The organism is Planktotalea sp. (assembly GCF_050633725.1).
Lineage (GTDB): Bacteria > Pseudomonadota > Alphaproteobacteria > Rhodobacterales > Rhodobacteraceae > Planktotalea.
In genome coordinates, this window is record NZ_JBOEHB010000019.1 from 135619 (window position 1) to 153830 (window position 18212).

The following is an 18212-nucleotide window of genomic DNA, read 5'->3' on the forward strand; positions in this document are numbered from 1 at the left end:
AAAGGCTTCGGTGTCCCTTGAATGTCGAAAGCGGGTTTCGAATCGCGAAACCTTGAACGCATTCGGAAGATGGAGACGTAATTAGTGATTATTGCACATAGCAAATGGCCCGGCATTGGATCTTATGCCGGCGTTGATACTAGAGAGGCAAATTTGAATGCCGAAGCTTTGGCCCTGCCTTGGAAGGCAGGCCCCGCCAAGCAGATCGATATTCAGTTGCTACAAATGAAAAAGCGATGCGTTGGCACCTCTAGCGCCGAGCAACCTTCACTTGAACAGATGGAGGTGATCAATGCCTGTATATTATAGATATGTCGATACGATCTTAGGCTCACAAAGCACCGTCAATGGATCTACATTTAACTATGCCACACTTCCAGCGGCTGGCAGCAGCTGGAGTTGGACCGGTTCGACCACCTCGTTCTTGGTGGAAGAAGCAAGCCCACTCGCAACTAATTTCAACGGCGACGAAGTCAATGAAGTTATCTCGCCCGATGAGCGAATTGGTTCAATAGATGAACAGATCGCTAACATCGGAGGTATAGATCGTCAGCTACTTTACGATTTTACGTTCTCTGTAACCGCAGGAGACGGAACGGTATACAGCGTCGCGGTTATCGATGTTGATCTGAACAACGACAATGATGTCACCGATCCAAACGAAGACGGCTATTTCCTGGTTTTTCCGGATGGCGTGCCACCAGCGGGACTTTCTTACACGTTCAATGGCCTTACCGATAATACCCCTGTTCGACCACATTTGCTGCTCGGGGCTCAGATTGTTTGCTTCACCAAAGGGACTGAGATCGCCACGCGCGATGGGATGGTCAAAGTCGAAGACCTAGAGGTCGACGCACAAGTTTTGACACGTGATCGCGGGTACCAACAGCTTCGCTGGATTGGCAAAAAGAAAGTGCCAGCGGTAGGTGATATTGCCCCTGTGTTTATCCCAGCAGGTGTGATTGGAAACGAACGAGATATTTCCGTTTCTCCGCAACACAGGATGCTCATCAAGGACCCTATGTGTGAAATCCTTTTTGGTGAGACAGAAGTTTTGGTTCCTGCCATTCACTTGCTCAGCATCCCGGGCGTTCGATTGTGGCGCAGCGGTTTGGTCGAGTACTACCACCTGCTTTTTGATCAGCATGAGATCGTTTATTCTAACGAATGCTGGTCAGAGAGCTTTCACCCCGGGGATACCGCGTTGCGCTCGCTCTCGCCTGCGGCGCGTCATGAAGTTCTCAGCCTTTTCCCTGAATTAGAAGACATCGAGTCCACCACTCACCGTTACCTTGCTCGCCGGTCTTTGCGCAGAAACGAAGCAAAGCTGCTCTTTTTAGAGATCCAGCGCGCGCCTCTTTTAGATGCGGTTTAAGCGAGCAGGAGAAGTACTATGCTTTTAAAAAACACGCGCGTTTTGACTAGGGAAGGGTATTGCCCTGTTGAGCAACTTAAGGCGGGGGATCAGGTTTGCTCAGCCTTTGGGAAAACGAAATCTCTTACAATTCTCGCCGTGATGAGCCGCGGGGTCCCTATTTTCAGTGGTGCGGGACGCGACCGGTTGCCAGCCACTGACCTCACTCCGGTCATGATCCCTGCCGGAGCATTTGGCCGTGACGAGCCCCATAGGGATGTCTTCCTTTCATCTCAGCAACGTATCTTGGCGCCATCCAAACAGAGGCCCCAAGGTCCCTATGGGATACGCTGCGTCGCCGATTGCGAATACCTAAGCGACAAGCGCCCGGGAAAGAACGAGTTTCATTGGGCTGACTATTTTGCGCTGTTTTTTGAGTATGAGAGTCTTTTCATCGCCGATGGGGTCGCGGTTGTTGGCTACTCGCGCGAGGTACTCACCAGCACGCCATCTGTCAGCAAAAACAATCAACTGATCCGAAAGGCTCTGTTGAACGATGAGTGATTTTATCAAAAGGCCCCGCCTCTCGGAAGAGCTTTGTAGCGCGAAAGACGCTGCTATCGCGTGTGATGCAAACCGGACGTTCCCGTCTGGTCCTCTCACCGCCACGAAAGTTTGCGACATGAGAGACGATTGCCAATCGCCGCCTATGGCATTCGCGGCAAGTCTTCTCGCATCGCTCATAGCAAGCTGCATTACGGTCTGCGCGCTTTTGCTAGGTGTCCCTCTTTTCAAAGTATTTTTGCTCTATTGCGTCATCACAGTTTTAGCGAGTTTGGGTATTATTCTGGCAGCATTGGTTTTTCAAAAAATTGCGCCATCAAAGCGCTAGATTTTTGAAAAGATTACTTCCGTGTCTTTGGCGGGAATAAATATAAGCAATTAAAACCTGTGGTGGAAATTTAATGCGGATCGCTTTTATTGATTTGGTGACAACTCCAACGGAGCAGCATTGTTTTCTGTAAAAGTTCTAAAACACGTCGCTTTGCAAGGTGAATACAATTTCAAATTGATCGAAAGTAAAATTGCAATCGCAGGCTTCAATAATTAAAAGTGACTTCCGTATTTCCAATTGTCCGCGTCTGGGGTGACTTCATTCAGATCATAGTCAGCCTCTTGCAATCGCTTGGCTATCCTCAATCCTTCCTTTGCGGCCTGATCAACAAAACGGCGACCAAGCGCATGATCTAACCTAGTGCCATGTCCGCGCATCAAGTTTAGACCATGGTTAAATTTGCCGACTGAATCTCCAGCTTCGGCGGCGCGGCGGTCCCATTCAGCCGAGGCGTCGGGGTTGTAGTCTCCGCCCAAGCCATTGTTCTCAAGCTGGCTCATCCACGTCATTGCCTTGGTGTAGCCTGCTTCTGCGCAAAGCCGCGTTAGTTTTCGCGATAATGCGTGGTCGCTGTTCTTTGTCGCGTTAATGCCGAGCGAACAGGTCACGGAATCAATCACGCCCATCTCGATTTTGCGTTTCAGCATGGCTACGCCCGTGTCTTCGGGGTTGAGAACCCCAAACTCATTTTCGACTTTGGCAGGGGGCTCTGCTTGGGCAACTCCGGCACCTGTGAGCAGAATAAGGCAGAGCGTCGTTCTCGATACAAACATTGTTTATCCTTAGTGCCTAAGTTCTTGTTTCGACCAAGCGGGTCCCGTTGGGGTGGGCGGGCCGATAGCTGGTCGTTTTTGAGAATAGAGCTATTAGAACAGCTTCTTCTCATACTTCCATTCGTCAGCGTCAGGGGTGACACTGTCCAGATCGTAGTCGTTTTCGATCAAGTGTTGCGCATCCGGGCTGCCCATTCTCGCGGCTCTTTGGATAATGGCCTCACCTAGTTCACGATCAAAGGGAACGCCGCGCCCTCGCAAAACATCTAGACCGAAATTGAACGCGCCGATCTCTGAGCCTAACTCCATTGCGCGCCGATCCCAGTGTGCAGCTGCTTCGGGGTCTTCAGGGCCAGCCAATCCGTTGTCTTCCATCCATGACAACCAAGTCATGCCTTGGACGTTTCCCCGTTCGGCACTGTCAGAAAAGATTTCACGGGCAACGCCATGCATCCCTGCTTTCGCTGCACCATATCCAATGGCACTTGTCATCGGGTGCCATTCCCCATGCCGCAAACGATCAAGCGCACCGCGCAATGACAGCTCATCAGGGTTTTTGGTGCCAAACTCATCCGACACGTGGCTTTCGCGATCTTGGGCAAAAATCGGGGCAGCACTTATACCTGCCAAGAGCAGGGCGGTCGCTATTGTATTTTTCATTGGGTGCTCCATCGCTTAATCTGCCTAGAAGCAATCATACGACACAGAAGCATGTGTGATGTATGTGCAAAAAAATTGCAAAAAGTATGCAAAAAAGGGCCGGCTTAGCGTAGCAGACGGTACCCTACACCATGGACGGTTTCTATAAGAGCCGGTCGGGATTTGTCGGGGTCTAATTTTCGGCGCAGATTGATAATGTGTTGATCAAGGGCGCGCGAGTTAGGCATGAAATCGCGCCCCCAGCCAGCGTCATAGAGCTCGTCCTTGGTTGCGACCGCACCGCCCTTTGCCTCTAGAAATTTCAGAATTTTGAGATCACGGGGGCTAAGCGAAATTTCGAGAGAACCACGCATTGCACTGTGCCTGTCAGGCGAAAGTGAAAAGGCGTCTTGTCGCCCTCTAGCGCCTTTCGACAAACGAAGCGCTAGTCCACCACATAAGACTGCCGCTAAAGCGAATGCCATGAACCAACCCGCGCTGCGATGTGGAGAGGTCAGCGCGCCCTGACGCAGGCCAAGCTGCTCTTCCAGCGCAACGCGGTCGAAGATCAGACAGGCGGCAGGCGCGTTGTTGCAGTACATCAGTTCATTGCCAGAGGCATCAAACGTCTCCCAAACGGGGTCATCCAGATAAGCCTGTTTCTTGGCTAACTCACGGGTTTCATCTTCGGTGAACTCGTAAAGCAGGGGGGTGAAGCCGGATGGATCGGGATAACGTTGCTTTCCTTCAGGATCCCATAGCATAGCGCGGGTCAAGCTGAGATCCTCGGTCATACGCCACCCAATTCTGTCTGGGCGAGCAATCAACTCAACAAGTCGCTTTGTGTCAGTCTGTGCTTTCTCTTCTGCTTTTTTCCAAGGATCTGGTCGCAACAAAAGCACCACGGCACAAGCCGCAAAGAGCAAACACAGTATGGTCAGTATACGTGGCATGGGATGGAAGCTATACGAGACACCGACAGCAGTGAATTGGCCTTTAGTAGATTTCCGGTTCGATATAATGCAGAGCATGACCAACACCTTGGTCTCATAGACATTGAAGCGTGACAAGCCGAGACTGATGCCACCAAGTAAGCTACATTTTTTGGGAGGAAATCAGATGGCATGGTCAAAACCAATCATTCGTGAAATCGAATGCGGTATGGAAATCAACATGTATGGACCAGACGGCGATCGCGAGAGCGACGACGGCGTATTGTTCTAAAACTTCTTTGCGCGGAGCGTTTGTATGACATTTCGCGCTCATGTTCTAGGTGCGGCAGCCGGTGGTGGTCTGCCGCAATGGAATTGCGGTTGCAAAAATTGCAATCTGGCGCGGGCCGGTGACATATCGGCTCAGTCACAATCCTCTGTTGCCTTTTCTGGCAATGGGGCGGATTGGGCTATTGTTAACGCATCCCCCGATATTCGAGAACAGTTAGCACGGGCAACGGCCTTGCATCCGACAGGCTTGCGCAAATCTCCGATACAGTCAGTTCTACTGACAAATGGAGACATTGATCATGTTGCTGGTCTGCTAACCCTGCGCGAGCAACAGGCCTTTACACTGTTTGCCACCGCCGAAATTCAACAGGTTATCGCCGACAATCCAATCTTCAACGCGCTGAATCCTGACTTTGTGAGCCGCAAGGCAATCGTTTTGGATGAACCGTTTGAGCTGGTCAGCGGGATCACAGCGCGGCTTATTGCGGTGCCGGGCAAGGTGCCGCTCTATCTGGAAGGGGAGACGGTGCAAACCGATCTTGTTGGCGAGCAAACAGTGGGTGTGGAGTTGGAGGCATCTGGCAAGCGGGCGTTTTACATACCTGGGTGTGCCGCCATGCCTGACGATCTGAAGGCAAGAATTGAGGGCGCGAATATGGTGATGTTTGATGGCACCCTTTGGCAGGATGACGAAATGCTGCGCGCGGGCCTCAGCCAGAAGACTGGCAAGCGTATGGGGCATATCTCGATGTCAGGTGCCGATGGCTCTATTGCCGCCTTTGACGGGGTAAAGGTTGATCAAAAGATCTTTGTGCACATGAACAATACCAACCCCGTTCTGCGTCCCGGCTCGACAGAAAAAGCGCTGGCGGAACAGGCAGGGTGGATCGTGGCGCAAGACGGGATGGAGTTCGAGATATGACCGCATCAGCGGCAGAGTTCGAAGCGCGTCTGCGCCAAATCGGGGCAGAGCGTTATCATGACAAGCACCCTTTTCACGACCTATTGCATTCGGGCGGTTGCACGCCTGAGCAGGTCCGCGCTTGGGTGATCAACAGATTCTACTATCAGGCCAGCATCCCGATCAAAGACGCCGCGTTCATGAGCCGTGTTGAAGATCCAGCCTTGCGCCGGGCGTGGCGTTCGCGGATTGAAGATCATGACGGCACGACAGAGAACGAAGGCGGGATTGAGCGTTGGCTGCGGTTGGCCGACGCGGTTGGGCTAGACCGTCATTTTGTAGCCAGCAAACAGGGCGTTTTGCCTGCTACAAGATTTGCAGTAGACGCATACGTGCGCTTTGTGCGTGACAAGACATTACTTGAGGCGGTTGCCGCATCGCTTACGGAATTATTCGCACCCAAGATTCATGCAGCCCGGATAGAGGGTTTGCTGGCGAACTATGATTTTGCCGATGATCGTAGCCTTTCGTACTTTCGCAATCGTTTGCAGGAAGCCCCTAAGGACGTAGCTTTTGGTTTGGCTTGGGTGCTGGAGCATGCAGACACCGCTGAAAAACAGGATGCTGCCGCTGCGGCGCTTATTTTTAAAACAGACGTCCTATGGGCGCAGCTTGACGCATTGCATGGAGCCTATGTTTCACCAGGCCGAATTCCGCCGGGAGGCTGGCAACCAGACACATATCTGATCGATTCCGCATGATTGCTCATACTGCCATCCCTGTGCTCCCGCGAGGGGTGCGCCTTCACGAAGACAAAGTGCGCGGGGGGTGGGTTTTGCTCGCGCCAGAGCGCACAATTGATCTTGATCCGATAGGTTTGGCGATCTTGAACGAGGTCGACGGGATGTGCTGCTTTGGCGATCTGGTCGGCGCGCTTGCCACAAAATATCAGGCCCCTATCGAACAGATAGAAGGCGATGTCACAGAGTTTCTGACAGGCCTGGCGGATCGCCGTTTTCTGGAGTTTACATAATGGCACAACCACCCGCCCCAATCGCCATGCTGGCAGAGCTGACTTATCGTTGCCCGTTGTCGTGCCCCTATTGCTCCAATCCCGTCGAAATGGCGAAAAAGGAAAGTGAACTTTCCACAAGCCAATGGGCTGATGTGTTTGATCAGGCTGCGAAATTGGGTGTTCTACAGCTGCATCTTTCAGGTGGCGAACCCGCATCGCGGCGCGATCTGACGGAACTTGTCACCGCTGCGCGCGAGGCGGGGCTTTATACCAATCTTATCACTTCGGCGATCGGATTAACGGAGCGACGTTTGTCTGAATTGGACGCGGCGGGGCTCGATCACGTCCAGCTTTCCTTGCAAGGCACTGACGCTGATATGGCAGATCGGATTGGCGGCTACAAAGGCGGTTTCAAGCGCAAGATGCAGGCTGCGAATTGGGTTGTGGAGGCGGGATTTCCCCTAACGCTCAATGCAGTACTGCACCGACAAAACCTGCATCAATTACCGCAAGCGATTGAAATGGCCGTCTCGATGAAAGCGCGCCGGATGGAAGTCGCAGTTGTGCAGTTTCACGGCTGGGCACTGTTGAACCGCCAAACCCTGATGCCCACGCGTGCGCAGGCGGAAGAAGCAAGCCAGATCGTAGCGGAAGCCCGCGAACGTCTAAAAGGTGTGATGGTGATAGATTACGTGCCAGCGGATTATCACAGTGAATACCCCAAACGCTGTATGGGGGGGTGGGGCACCACTGGGCTAAATGTGACGCCCGACGGCACTGTACTGCCGTGTCATGCGGCACAAACCATTCCTTCGCTCAGCTTTGATAACGTGAAAAGCAAATCGCTGTCAGAAATTTGGTATCATGGCTCCGCGTTCAAAGCGTATCGCGGAGAAGATTGGATGCAGGAACCTTGCAAATCCTGTGATCGCCGGAAGCTTGATTTCGGCGGGTGCAGATGTCAGGCGATGGCCATCGCCGGAGATGCCGCTGCCACCGACCCTGTGTGTATCAAATCACCGCATCATCAAAAGATGACGGCGCTCGCGGAAAGCTATTCATTGGATGAAACCGCAGAATTGATCTACCGCACCAGCCCGTAGCAGCCAGTACTGCTTTGGCCGTTGCCAAGTTGGGCTGTGCATTGTTCCGGTTTGCAGAAACGGCGCGCATCGCAAAGCAGCGGCCGCTCTTTTATGTCCAGATTTTTTGCGGACTTTTGTGACAGCTTCAGTCTTGTGGCTTTGCTTTGACATCACGAGGCTGTTCTCGCCCGACTTCTTCGCCTCGCGCGTTATTCGTCGAAAAAGCGGGCTCAAAAGAAAAACGCACCTCCCGAAGGAGATGCGCACTAAGCTTACAGGTGGCGGGAATTTAGTTCGACGCCAACTGCTTGGGGAGACGGAATGTCCAGAGCAAGCCACCTTGGTTAAGGTAGTTCACTTTCTTGGCAACCTCACCGCCCCAAAGCGGTACAGCGCCACCCCAGCCGGAGATGACCGTCAGGTACTGTTCACCGTCCTGTTCCCATGTGATCGGCTGGCCAATAACGCCGGAACCAGTCTGGAACGACCACAGCTTTTCACCGCTTTCATCGTCAAAGGCGATAAATTCACCTTCTGGCGTGCCGGTAAAGACAAGGCCACCAGCGGTTGTCATCACACCGCCCCAAAGTGGAGCGTTGTTTTTGAACTCCCATTTCAGCTCGCCTGTGTCCGGATCAATCGCCTTTAGGCTGCCGATGTGATCGTCATAGTTTGGCTTGATCGTAAAGCCAGATCCGAGGTAGGCCGCGCCTTTCTTGTAGGAGATTGGCTCATTCCAAATATCCATGCCCCATTCGTTTGAGGGTACATAGAACAGGCCTGTCTTGGGGCTGTGCGCCATTGGCATCCAGTTTTTACCACCAAGGAAGGAAGGCGAGGAGAAGACAACTTCACCTTTCTTGCCATCTGCTGCTGCAGCCGGATCACCTGGGCGGTTTGGCTCGTTAAAGATGGGACGGCCATTTTCGTCGATCCCTTCGGCCCATGTGATGTCCTTAACAAAAGGTACAGCAGATACAAATGCACCATCTTCGCGATTCAGGACATAGAAGAAGCCGTTCCGATCCGCAGTTGCGTAACGCTTGTTGCCGGAGCGATCTGTGTAAGCGACAACTTCGTTCACACCGTCATAGTCCCAGCCTTCGCGCGGCGTCGTTTGGTAGTGCCATTTGATTTCGCCGGTTGCAGGGTCAATACCAATGCGAGAGGCTGCATAAAGGTTGTCGCCTTTGTTGCCCTCAGTTGGCGTACCAGCATTGCGCAAGTGGCTGTTCCACGGCGCAGGGTTGCCTGTGCCAAAGACCAGCGTGTCTGTGTCGGCATCATAAGAGCCGCCAAGCCATGTTGCGCCGCCACCAGTCTTCCACATGTCGCCCGGCCAAGTCGCGTTGAGCGTGCCTGTCATGGTGGATTCTTCACCATTCAGCATACCCATATGACCCTCGATCACTGGGCGCTCCCAAACCAGATCGCCAGTCTCTGCGCTGCGTGCTTGCACGGCGCCAACGATGCCGAACTCACCGCCAGAGTTACCAGTAATGATCAGGCCATCTACGATCAGAGGCGCCGCTGTGTAGCTGTAGCCTGCTTTGTAGTCCGCGATTTTCTTGTTCCAGACCACATCGCCTGTTTTTTGGTTCAGCGCGACTATGCGTGCATCCAGCGTGCCGAAATAGATGTTGTCGCCATAGATTGCTGCGCCTCGGTTAACCACGTCACAGCAAGGCAGAATGCCCTCTGGCAAGCGCGCATCATACTGCCACAACTCTTTGCCGGTCATGACATCAATGGCGTACATACGGCTGTAGGACCCGGTGATATACATAACCCCGTCATGCACAATCGGCTGAGTCTCCTGACCGCGCTGTTTTTCCCCGCCAAGGCTGAAAGCCCATGCAGGTTGCAGGTTCTTGACGTTGTCTTTGTTCAGAATGTCGAGCGGTGAGTGGCGTTGCAGGTGACGTCCCATGCCATTTGTAAGCACATCGCCAGTCGTCGCGGCGTCATTTGCAAGCATTTCTTCGGTAACGCCAGCTGCATTGGCGCTACTCAACGTTGTTGCTGCCAAAACCCCGGCAGCCGCAGCCATAATAAATCTATTCATTGTATCGGTCTCCTCCCATTGCCCCATGGTGGGGGTACTTCGTAAGGTCGGAAATTGCGTTTACGCGCAGATCGACCTCGTCCGCAGTATTCGCGTGATTGCATCATCTAGATATTGAACATTGGTCGTAAGTGTTGCTGTGGAGCGATCAGTTTCGATAGCACCTTGGTCGCAATGATAACCTAAGCTGGTTCGGTTACTGTTTTTGCGGGAGAATCCGCATGAAGAACGCATATGTCCTAATAGGCCTGTTACTCGCTAGTGCGGCTTCGGCTGACACACGATCCGTGTTTGTAGAAGATATTGAAGGCGAGCGGATCAGAATCGCTGAATTGCACATCGAGACAGATGGCACCTATCAAATGAGCATGGCGCAAGATCCCTTCACAGATCATTTCCTTTCCATGCGTCCCTTCAAATGTCTCCAAGGCCCCGCCAAACATTGGTGCCATGTCCCGTACCCTTATGAAATCGAGCGCAATGTCAGTAACGATTTGACAGATCTGGAGTATGATCTCCTGTTTGTCTGGAAAGGTGCAACTGAGTACGGCATCAATATGTGGAATGGCGTTTATTACAAATTATCCGAAGAGGATGGTCAGTGGGTCGGGATTCTCCACGAGATGAACATGGATGTGCTTTCAGCGCCGCCGCCTGCTGGCGAGCTACGACCGCTTTCGCAAAAGGACCTGCATGAAAGCGATCCCGAAAGTCATTGGTTGCCACGGCTTGTCATTCAATAAACGCTTCAGAAAGAACACACGTCATGGCTAAAAGACTACTTTGCGCTCTGTTGCTTTTCTTCTCAATGTTGTCTCTCGCTTGGGCTGACGGGGCACCACTTAGGGTGGCCGTGCTCAAGTTCGGCACGGTGAACTGGGAGCTTGATACGATCAAGCACCACAAATTGGATGCGGAAAACGGATTTTCATTGCAGGTGCAGGGCATGGCTGGGGGCTCAGCTGCCAAGGTCGCGTTTCAGGGCGGCGAGGCGGACGTCATCGTTTCTGATTGGCTCTGGGTTGCGCGGCAAAGGGCGGCGGGCAAGGACTATGTGTTTATTCCATATTCAAAGGCCGTTGGCGGCGTTCTGGTTGGCAAGGATAGCCCGGCGCAAAGTCTTGCTGACCTTAAGGGTGCCAAAGTCGGGATTGCAGGCGGGCCTCTGGACAAAAGCTGGTTGATATTGCGCGCATACGCCGAGCAATCAGCAGGCCTGGATTTGGCGCAACAGACCGAACAGGTCTATGGGGCACCGCCTTTGATCTTTAAATCTGCTGTGTCGGGTGATGTGGACGCGGCCATCAACTTTTGGCATTTCATGGCAAAGATGGAAGCCTCTGGCATGCGCAAACTTATTGACATCGCTGATGCGGCAAAGGCGTTGGGCCTTGACCCCGAAACGCCCTTGTTAGGCTATGTAGTAAAAGGTGAAATGCTGCGCGATAACCCAGATGCAATCAAAGGGTTTGCTATGGCCTCCCGTGCTGCCAAAAAAATATTGGCTAACGATGACACCGAATGGGATCGGCTGCGGCCTCGGATGAATGCCAAGACGGATGCCCAGTTTGACGCGCTCAAGGCAGGGTTTCGTGCGGGCATTCCTGCAAATCGTCCTATCGATAAAGAGGCGGCCAATAGGATGCTGAAACTAATGGTGCGGTTGGGCGGTGAAAAACTGCTGGGTCAGGCGAAAGAGCTGCCAGATGGTACGTTCTTTATGGGTGGGAATTGAACGCTGAGTACGAACAGCAAAGAGTGCGCGCCGATCCTGCATCTGCAAATTGAGCAACTGAGTATTGGCGACACGCAAATACTTGGTCAGATCGATTTGAATGTGATGCCCACCCAAACTCTTGCGCTTGTTGGACCATCGGGAGTTGGCAAAACATCACTTCTGCGCATAATTGCTGGCTTGGACCCCCGCTTTTCTGGTCGGTGTAACGTGCAGGGGCGTGTTGGCATGGTCTTTCAAGACCCGAGGCTTTTGCCGTGGCGTTCGGTTCTAGATAATCTGTGCATCCCGACTGGCATTACTCCTCAAGTCGCGCGGCTGGCACTGGAGGAGGTTGGGTTGGCGGGACGCGAACTCGACTTTCCCCAACAACTATCCTTGGGGCAACAACGGCGTTTGGCCCTTGCACGTGCGTTCGCGATCAGACCGGATTTGCTTCTGATGGATGAACCCTTTGTTTCTCTCGACCCTGAACTCGTGGAAGACATGATGGCTCTCTTTCAGCGGCTACAACAGGGCCACAGGGTTGCAACCATTTTTGTGACCCATGTGGCGGCTGAGGCGAAATACCTTTCCGATCGGATTCTCACCCTGTCAGGAAGCCCCGCACAGATTACAAACGACGAGCCCAACATGGCCGCACCCTAGTGTTTTTTGCGTAGCCCGGCGCGTGCCGGATTGTAGCCCCAGAGTGCACCGCATGTGAACACAGCGCTGGCCAGCACCGCCCAGAACAACGCGGTGCCATTGAAGTTGAGGTAGAGTGCAAAGCGGATCAATTCTACCGCCTGTGTAAAGGGATTGAGCGCGCAGATTGTGTATAAAAGCTCGCTGCTTTCAGCCATCTTCCACAAGGGATAAAGTGCCGAGGACAGAAAAAACATCGGGAAGATGACAAAGTTCATCACGCCTGCAAAATTTTCCAACTGTTTGATAAAGCTTGAAAGCAACAAGCCTAACGCGCCAAGCATCATGCCGGCCACAATCAGTGCAGGCAGCACTGCGAGATACCCCAACAGAGGCATTGTAATGTCGAAGGCCGCTGCAATGGCAAGGAAGGCATATACTTGCAAAATAGAGATCGCTGTGGACCCCATCAGTTTACAAAACAACAGCCACCAACGGGGCAGGGGACTGGTCAGCAAAAGCTTCATCGACCCCATTTCCCGATCATAAACGAGGCTGAGCGAAGACTGCATTCCATTGAATAACATGATCATGCCGCACAGGCCCGGCACGATATAGGTCTCATACGTGATATAGGTTTGATATGGGGGAATGATGCTTAGACCCAAAGCCGCCCGAAACCCTGCCGCAAAAACCAAGAGCCAGACCAGCGGACGCACAAGAGCCGCAATGAAACGTTCGCGCTGGTGGATGAACCGCAAAGCTTCGCGTTTCACAATCGCGATAAAAGAGGTCAGGTAAGCACTCATTCTTGTGCCTCCGTGAGCGACAAGAACGTATCTTGCAAGGGAGCGCCTTGGCAAATGCCCTGGGTCGTCCCCGCCGCCAGAACACGCGCTGTGTGCAAGATCACCAATGCGTCCTCGCTTCGCACCTCATCGGTCAAATGCGTAGCCCAAAGCACTGTTGTGCCCTCCGCGCTAAGTTGGTGCACGTGATCGGTAATTGCGGCACGGGCAGAGGCATCCAGACCGACCGTTGGCTCGTCGAGCAGCAGAACCGATGGTGAATGGATCAGCGCGCGGGCAATCTCTGCACGGCGGCGATGGCCTCCATTCAGCGCCCGCGCTTTTTCATTTGCGCGCTCCCGCATGTCTAGCCTGTCCAGAGCTGAATCAATCCGCGTGGTTGCTTCACGTCCGGCAATTCCTTGGAGTGCTGCGAAATAGCTGAGATTCTGGCGTACGCTCAGATCGAGATCCAGCGTGGTTTGTTGAAAAACAACTCCCAGCTCTGCCAAGGCCGCACGCGGGGCTTGCGTCAAATCATGCCCCGCAATTTCGATTGCTCCCGCGGTCGTGCTGAGCAACCGTGTTAACAGGGAAAACAGCGTGGATTTGCCCGCCCCGTTGGGGCCAAGCAGCGCGCAAAACTGTCCAGGCCCCACATCAATACTGACATCATTCAGAGCCTGCTTTGCCCCATAGGAAAAGCTGAGGTTAGAGACCCTGAGGCCGCTCATTCGATGGTGATTTCAACGCGTTGGGTTTCGCCAGTAGAACCGGGGATTTTCATGTAGTAACGACCGGGTTTGATAGCGAGAAACCCTATCTCCATTTCTCCCGCCTCATCAAATTCAACCGAGTCTAGGCCCAAAGGACGGATTTCAAGGCCCTCCACTACGATTTCATCAATCCAGATAGCGCGGAAAAACTCAGGACCGACCAACGCCAGTTCTTGAGAGCCATCGCCAATGATTTCAAATTCATAGTAGGTGCCGGATTTCAGCACCCAAGGTCCACTGGAAATGGGTTCGCCAGCGGACAAGGTGATGGGGGGCAAGTCTTCCTTGTTCTTGCCTGACAAAACGCCCGCGGCACCAAAGCCGTTGTCATCATCATCCGCCCACGCGGCGCCTGCGCATGACAGTGCGGCGATCAGAGCTGTTGTTTTCAAGAATGTCGACATAAGAGACCTCAATCAGTTGGTAGGGCGGAATGCTGCACCCCATGGAAAGCGCCCGACCTTAATGGACTTGAGCGCTTTGCGTGAGGCCACGTCAATAACAGTAACATCGCCAGAGACGCCGTTGGTTGTGAAAAGTTGGGACTTGTCCGCATTGAACGCCATGTGCCAGACGCGGCGACCGACAAGGATATAGTCTTCAACTTCGTATGTTTCTGCGTTCACGACTGCTATATGGTTGGATGGACCAAGGGCGACAAACGCGTGCGTATCATCATTGGTAAACTCAAATCCAACGGGCTGGACGCGGTCAGGGTGTATGCCCTGAACCTCAAAACTGATCTTGGCCTGCTCGGTTTGGCTGGCTGTGTCAAATACTGTCAACGTGCCGCCAATCTCAGAACTTACCCACATCTGACTGCCGTCTTTGGCAAATTCTGCATGGCGCGGGCGGCTGTCGACCAGCGTATTGGCGAACAATTCTTGCGTTGATGTGTCAATCCAATGCGCCATGTTAGTGGTCTCGGAGGTGGTGATAGCAATCTTGCCATCGGGGGAGACGGCCATTCCCTCGGGTTCCACACCTACATCAATTTGCGCCACCACCTTGCGGGTCTGCGTGTTAACGACGGTGGTGATCGCATCGTCCTCATTGGCAATATAGAGATGGGTGTCATCAGGGTGCAAAACGAACTGCTCGGGGTCTTCTCCTGAGGGCAGATCGTGCAGTATCTTTCCTGTTTCTGGGTCCATTACCTGCACAGCGTCGCTGTCAGATGCGCAGATGTAGAGCCGCGAATAGTCCTTGGAAAACGTGATGCCGCGCGGGCGTTCGCCGGTTTCATAGGTATTGATAACCTCAAGCGTATTCGTGTCGATGACTGACACAGTGTCGTCGCGTTCATTCGTGACCCAGATTTCATCTGCGAGTGTTGCGCTCGCCGACAGGGCCAGAACAGCGGTTAAGGTTGAAAAGCGCGTCATTGAAAGGCCTCACATTTGCTTTCTGGTTGATCGAGTCCAAGACTGTCCATTTCGTTGGTCTGATGCAGGAACCCTTCCAGGGGAGCCTGAGCGACCAAAGCGCGGGGATGGGCGAGAGCGATCGGTTGACGCAATTGTCCGTTCCAGCTGCGATAGGTCAGTGGACGCCCCTTGAAGCCCGCCAGCTCAAAAGCGTCGGACAGGATATAGCTGCGCAAGGCCGCCACTTCGGTTTTGTTGGTTCGGGTAACGGCCTCACCCAAAGTGCGCATTGCGGCCCAAGCGGCATAGTCCTCGCTGCGCATTGCGCGGGCATGTTGCTCGCGAAAGCGATTTTGCAATTGCGCTGCGCCCCATTGTTCGATGACTGGGGCCCATGTCAAAGCAGACAAACCTTCAGAACCGACAACAGGGCGCGCAGCCCAAGTATTATAGAGGACATAGCGCCCGAAGTCGTGGACCTCATCCGCAAGCAATAACGCGTCGTAATCGCCAAAACCCTGCGTAAACAATGGGATTTCGTGTGACGCAGAGCGGCGCATATCTGCGTCTGCATCCCAAGTTTTACTGTCAGACAGCTTCAGGCCGTATTTGCCCAGAGACCGACGAAGGGCTGCTGCATAAGCGATATCTTTAGGGTAAGTGCCCTCGATCATCACCAGGTCAGACCAGCGTTTTTTCACAAGTAACTGCGCCAAGGCATCCGTGCGCATCGCGTAAGATGGCAAGCTATGCAGAACATTGGCACGACATTCCGTATCGCGCAGCGCCACATCAGATGCCGTTGTGTTAAAGATCAGGGCATTCTGGGCTGCAGGCAAATCTGCGATCTGCAAAAGCACGTCACGAGGGGCATCAAGGATCAGGTAGGGCGATTGCGCCAGCATGTCCTGAGCCGCTGCAATTGGGTTATCCTCGGCAAAGATGGTCTTAGATTTTAGCGTGTAAGTCTGTTTGAGGAACTTTCCGGTTGTCAGATTGTCTTCCAATCCAGTTTCCGCCCCTGCTAAACCAAGGTTCTCTGGAATGACATCCAGATTTGACAGTGTTGCCGGGAGAGGGACATCGACCTTTAAGTAGCCGACAGACACCTCAGTATCTGCTTGCAGTGGCAAACCGAGTGTTCCAGTTGCCAACAGGCATAGGCCGCAAATAATTGATTTCAGCTTCATATCTGCACGCTAACAAGGTCGCTCCAAGCCGTCGAATAGGACTTTCGTCTAAACATGGCCCGACCCCAACCAAAGTCCAATATCGCAGCCTTGCAGGGTTGCCATACAAGTGCGGAAAAGCTGAACGTCGATAGGAGAGTGGGCATGAGACTCAAAGCAACAAGAGCGTTTTTGGCAACCGGATTGGTTTTGACCACAAGTCTGAGTGTTTTTGCTCATGGGGACGTGAGCCCACAAGCCGTTGATACGGCTGGCCTTCCCGCGTTGGGGGAGGAGTGGTTGATCGAAAACCCGTACCGTGCTGAGCCAGCGGGTGAAGAAGTCTGGCTGAAGGCAATTGAAATTGGTGCATCAGGGTACAATCAGAATTGCGCGCGCTGCCATGGACTGGAAGTTGTCTCCGGTGGGCTTGCCCCTGATCTGAGGTTCCTAGAGGCCGAAGAATACGGTGACGAATGGTATATGGAGCGCTACCGCGTGGGCTATACCCAAAACGGGATCACCAAGATGCCTGCTTTTGGCGAGCTTTTAGGGCAGGAGGCAGCTTGGGCCATCCGCACCTACATTGAGACCCGTCCTGATGGGGACGCGATGGAAGAAGTTTCCGACGAACTTAAGGCCATGCGCGACCAGCTAGCTGGACTTGCGGATGGTGCAGATGGCGCTGACCCAGATGCGCTTAAATCGCGGCTTGGTGAGATCGCGGGAAGCATTGAAACCCTCTCGGGTGCCCCAGTTGCAGATTCGGTTGCCTATCGCGCAGCGAAACAGATTGACGGCACGCCAGAAGGCTACAAAACTGCTGCTGAAACGCTGACCATCGGTTTGTCTGCGACTCAGTAGGAACCAGCAATGCGAGGGACAAAGGTGCGGCGCATATCGGATATCACTTTGCGCCTCGCCTTGGTGCTGGGGTTTGCGGGCCCTGTTCTCGCAGCTGATCCTTGCGCAGATCATATCCCCCAACCAAAACCGCAGAACGTTGGGCGGGACATCGTCGGGCAAGACATGGATACGATCCAAGAACAGGGTCACATGTTGTTTGCTGTCTATGAGAACTATCCGCCCTACAGTTGGGAAGATGCAGGCAAGCCGCATGGCGTGGACGTTGAGATTGCGCAGATCATCGCCGAAGATCTGGGCGTCGATGCGCGGTTCAATTTTGTGTCGGCGGGTGAAAACCTAGATGCAGATTTGCGCAATAACATCTGGAAAGGGGCCTTGATCGGAGGGCGGGTTTCCAATGTTATGATGCGCGTCCCTTACGACAGTGCGTTCAAGTGTCGTGTCGAACAGGTGGTATTCACCGGGCAATATACCAATGAGACAATTGCCATAGCCTACGACAAGGCAAGCTATCCTGAAGAAAAGCCAGTTCCAGCTTATTTCAGGTTCGATGCCGTGTCGGTCGAAAACGATTCCATCTCTGATTTCTACTTGTCGTCCTTTGCAGGCGGGCAACTGGCAAGCAAGGTGCAGCGGTTCCCCGATATGGGTAAGGCGATGGCGGCTCTTCGAGAGGGAGAAGTCAAAGCATCGATGGGCCCGCTAAGTCAGCTGGAGTACGGATCGGATGATACCATCGGTATTCATCAACCCCCGCTTGCTGGGTTCGCAGTGAGTAAGTGGACGCTCGGCGTCGCCGTGAATTTCAGCTTTCGCCCCTTGTCATATGCAGTGGATGACGCGATTAACTACGCGCTTCAGGACGGTCGGATAGCCGAAATCTATGCAAACTACGGTCTCAGCTTTCAGGCCCCGGACCGCTGAAACCACTAA

The 18212-nt window shown here is 53.3% G+C and carries 22 protein-coding genes; 13 read left to right on the plus strand and 9 right to left on the minus strand.

The window, feature by feature from the left end:
• Positions 1-84: 84 nt before the first annotated feature.
• Genes ACRBCU_RS15475 through ACRBCU_RS15485 form a run of 3 tightly spaced genes read left to right on the plus strand, consistent with a single transcriptional unit; the run spans position 85 to position 1918 of the window.
• Positions 85-309, plus strand: coding sequence for a hypothetical protein (locus ACRBCU_RS15475; RefSeq protein ID WP_431366295.1), 225 nt, complete (start codon positions 85-87; stop codon positions 307-309).
• The gene (locus tag ACRBCU_RS15480; protein WP_431366296.1) at positions 293-1375 is read left to right on the plus strand and encodes a Hint domain-containing protein; all 1083 of its coding nucleotides are present in this window, start codon (positions 293-295) and stop codon (positions 1373-1375) included. Before ACRBCU_RS15475 ends, ACRBCU_RS15480 begins: the two co-directional genes overlap by 17 nt.
• A gap of 18 nt (positions 1376-1393) precedes the next feature.
• A complete protein-coding gene (locus tag ACRBCU_RS15485) occupies positions 1394-1918 on the plus strand; it encodes a Hint domain-containing protein (protein ID WP_431366297.1) in 525 nt (174 codons plus the stop codon).
• A gap of 543 nt (positions 1919-2461) precedes the next feature.
• Here the strand turns inward: ACRBCU_RS15485 and ACRBCU_RS15490 are convergent.
• The 3 genes from ACRBCU_RS15490 to ACRBCU_RS15500 form a co-directional block, all read right to left on the minus strand.
• Positions 2462-3022: a tetratricopeptide repeat protein gene (locus tag ACRBCU_RS15490; protein ID WP_431366298.1), complete on the minus strand. Its 561-nt coding sequence runs from the start codon at positions 3020-3022 to the stop codon at positions 2462-2464.
• 93 nt (positions 3023-3115) lie between these two features.
• A complete protein-coding gene (locus ACRBCU_RS15495) occupies positions 3116-3682 on the minus strand; it encodes a tetratricopeptide repeat protein (RefSeq protein WP_431366299.1) in 567 nt (188 codons plus the stop codon).
• 104 nt (positions 3683-3786) lie between these two features.
• On the minus strand, positions 3787-4692 hold the full coding sequence (locus ACRBCU_RS15500) for a winged helix-turn-helix domain-containing protein (protein ID WP_431366300.1): 906 nt from the start codon (positions 4690-4692) through the stop codon (positions 3787-3789).
• Positions 4693-4780: 88 nt separating this feature from the next.
• On the opposite strand from ACRBCU_RS15500, the gene pqqA reads away from it, so the two are divergent.
• Genes pqqA through pqqE form a run of 5 tightly spaced genes read left to right on the plus strand, consistent with a single transcriptional unit; the run spans position 4781 to position 7903 of the window.
• The gene (pqqA, locus tag ACRBCU_RS15505) at positions 4781-4885 is read left to right on the plus strand and encodes a pyrroloquinoline quinone precursor peptide PqqA (protein ID WP_348291846.1); all 105 of its coding nucleotides are present in this window, start codon (positions 4781-4783) and stop codon (positions 4883-4885) included.
• A gap of 24 nt (positions 4886-4909) precedes the next feature.
• Positions 4910-5806, plus strand: coding sequence for a pyrroloquinoline quinone biosynthesis protein PqqB (pqqB, locus tag ACRBCU_RS15510; RefSeq protein WP_431366301.1), 897 nt, complete (start codon positions 4910-4912; stop codon positions 5804-5806).
• The gene (pqqC, locus tag ACRBCU_RS15515) at positions 5803-6546 is read left to right on the plus strand and encodes a pyrroloquinoline-quinone synthase PqqC (protein WP_431366302.1); all 744 of its coding nucleotides are present in this window, start codon (positions 5803-5805) and stop codon (positions 6544-6546) included. The genes pqqB and pqqC overlap by 4 nt, the downstream gene beginning before the upstream one ends.
• On the plus strand, positions 6543-6818 hold the full coding sequence (gene pqqD / locus ACRBCU_RS15520; protein ID WP_431366303.1) for a pyrroloquinoline quinone biosynthesis peptide chaperone PqqD: 276 nt from the start codon (positions 6543-6545) through the stop codon (positions 6816-6818). The genes pqqC and pqqD overlap by 4 nt, the downstream gene beginning before the upstream one ends.
• The gene (pqqE, locus tag ACRBCU_RS15525; RefSeq protein ID WP_431366304.1) at positions 6818-7903 is read left to right on the plus strand and encodes a pyrroloquinoline quinone biosynthesis protein PqqE; all 1086 of its coding nucleotides are present in this window, start codon (positions 6818-6820) and stop codon (positions 7901-7903) included. Before pqqD ends, pqqE begins: the two co-directional genes overlap by 1 nt.
• Positions 7904-8174: 271 nt before the next feature.
• Here pqqE and ACRBCU_RS15530 read toward each other — a convergent pair whose 3' ends face one another.
• Positions 8175-9950, minus strand: coding sequence for a PQQ-dependent methanol/ethanol family dehydrogenase (locus ACRBCU_RS15530; protein WP_431366305.1), 1776 nt, complete (start codon positions 9948-9950; stop codon positions 8175-8177).
• A 221-nt stretch (positions 9951-10171) separates the two neighbouring features.
• On the opposite strand from ACRBCU_RS15530, the gene ACRBCU_RS15535 reads away from it, so the two are divergent.
• The 3 genes from ACRBCU_RS15535 (at position 10172) to ACRBCU_RS15545 (ending at position 12333) form a co-directional block, all read left to right on the plus strand.
• On the plus strand, positions 10172-10693 hold the full coding sequence (locus ACRBCU_RS15535; RefSeq protein ID WP_431366306.1) for a hypothetical protein: 522 nt from the start codon (positions 10172-10174) through the stop codon (positions 10691-10693).
• A gap of 23 nt (positions 10694-10716) precedes the next feature.
• A complete protein-coding gene (locus tag ACRBCU_RS15540) occupies positions 10717-11685 on the plus strand; it encodes an ABC transporter substrate-binding protein (protein ID WP_431366307.1) in 969 nt (322 codons plus the stop codon).
• Positions 11686-11775: 90 nt separating this feature from the next.
• Positions 11776-12333 (plus strand): ABC transporter ATP-binding protein, encoded by a 558-nt coding sequence (locus tag ACRBCU_RS15545; RefSeq protein ID WP_431366324.1) that lies wholly within the window; start codon positions 11776-11778, stop codon positions 12331-12333.
• Here ACRBCU_RS15545 and ACRBCU_RS15550 read toward each other — a convergent pair.
• The 5 genes from ACRBCU_RS15550 to ACRBCU_RS15570 are packed head-to-tail and all read right to left on the minus strand — an operon-like array spanning position 12330 to position 16433.
• The gene (locus tag ACRBCU_RS15550; RefSeq protein WP_431366308.1) at positions 12330-13121 is read right to left on the minus strand and encodes an ABC transporter permease; all 792 of its coding nucleotides are present in this window, start codon (positions 13119-13121) and stop codon (positions 12330-12332) included. The two genes, ACRBCU_RS15545 and ACRBCU_RS15550, sit on opposite strands and share 4 nt — an antisense overlap.
• The gene (locus ACRBCU_RS15555) at positions 13118-13834 is read right to left on the minus strand and encodes an ABC transporter ATP-binding protein (RefSeq protein WP_431366309.1); all 717 of its coding nucleotides are present in this window, start codon (positions 13832-13834) and stop codon (positions 13118-13120) included. Before ACRBCU_RS15555 ends, ACRBCU_RS15550 begins: the two co-directional genes overlap by 4 nt.
• Positions 13831-14280 (minus strand): hypothetical protein, encoded by a 450-nt coding sequence (locus ACRBCU_RS15560; RefSeq protein WP_431366310.1) that lies wholly within the window; start codon positions 14278-14280, stop codon positions 13831-13833. The genes ACRBCU_RS15555 and ACRBCU_RS15560 overlap by 4 nt, the downstream gene beginning before the upstream one ends.
• 12 nt (positions 14281-14292) lie before the next feature.
• Entirely contained in the window at positions 14293-15261 is a 969-nt protein-coding gene (locus tag ACRBCU_RS15565; protein WP_431366311.1) for a YVTN family beta-propeller repeat protein, read from the minus strand.
• Complete coding sequence (locus ACRBCU_RS15570; RefSeq protein WP_431366312.1) at positions 15258-16433, minus strand: ABC transporter substrate-binding protein; 1176 nt, start codon at positions 16431-16433, stop codon at positions 15258-15260. The genes ACRBCU_RS15565 and ACRBCU_RS15570 overlap by 4 nt, the downstream gene beginning before the upstream one ends.
• Positions 16434-16577: 144 nt before the next feature.
• On the opposite strand from ACRBCU_RS15570, the gene pedF reads away from it, so the two are divergent.
• Positions 16578-17276: a cytochrome c-550 PedF gene (pedF, locus tag ACRBCU_RS15575; protein ID WP_431366313.1), complete on the plus strand. Its 699-nt coding sequence runs from the start codon at positions 16578-16580 to the stop codon at positions 17274-17276.
• A gap of 9 nt (positions 17277-17285) precedes the next feature.
• On the plus strand, positions 17286-18203 hold the full coding sequence (locus tag ACRBCU_RS15580; RefSeq protein WP_431366314.1) for a transporter substrate-binding domain-containing protein: 918 nt from the start codon (positions 17286-17288) through the stop codon (positions 18201-18203).
• Positions 18204-18212 lie beyond the last annotated feature (9 nt).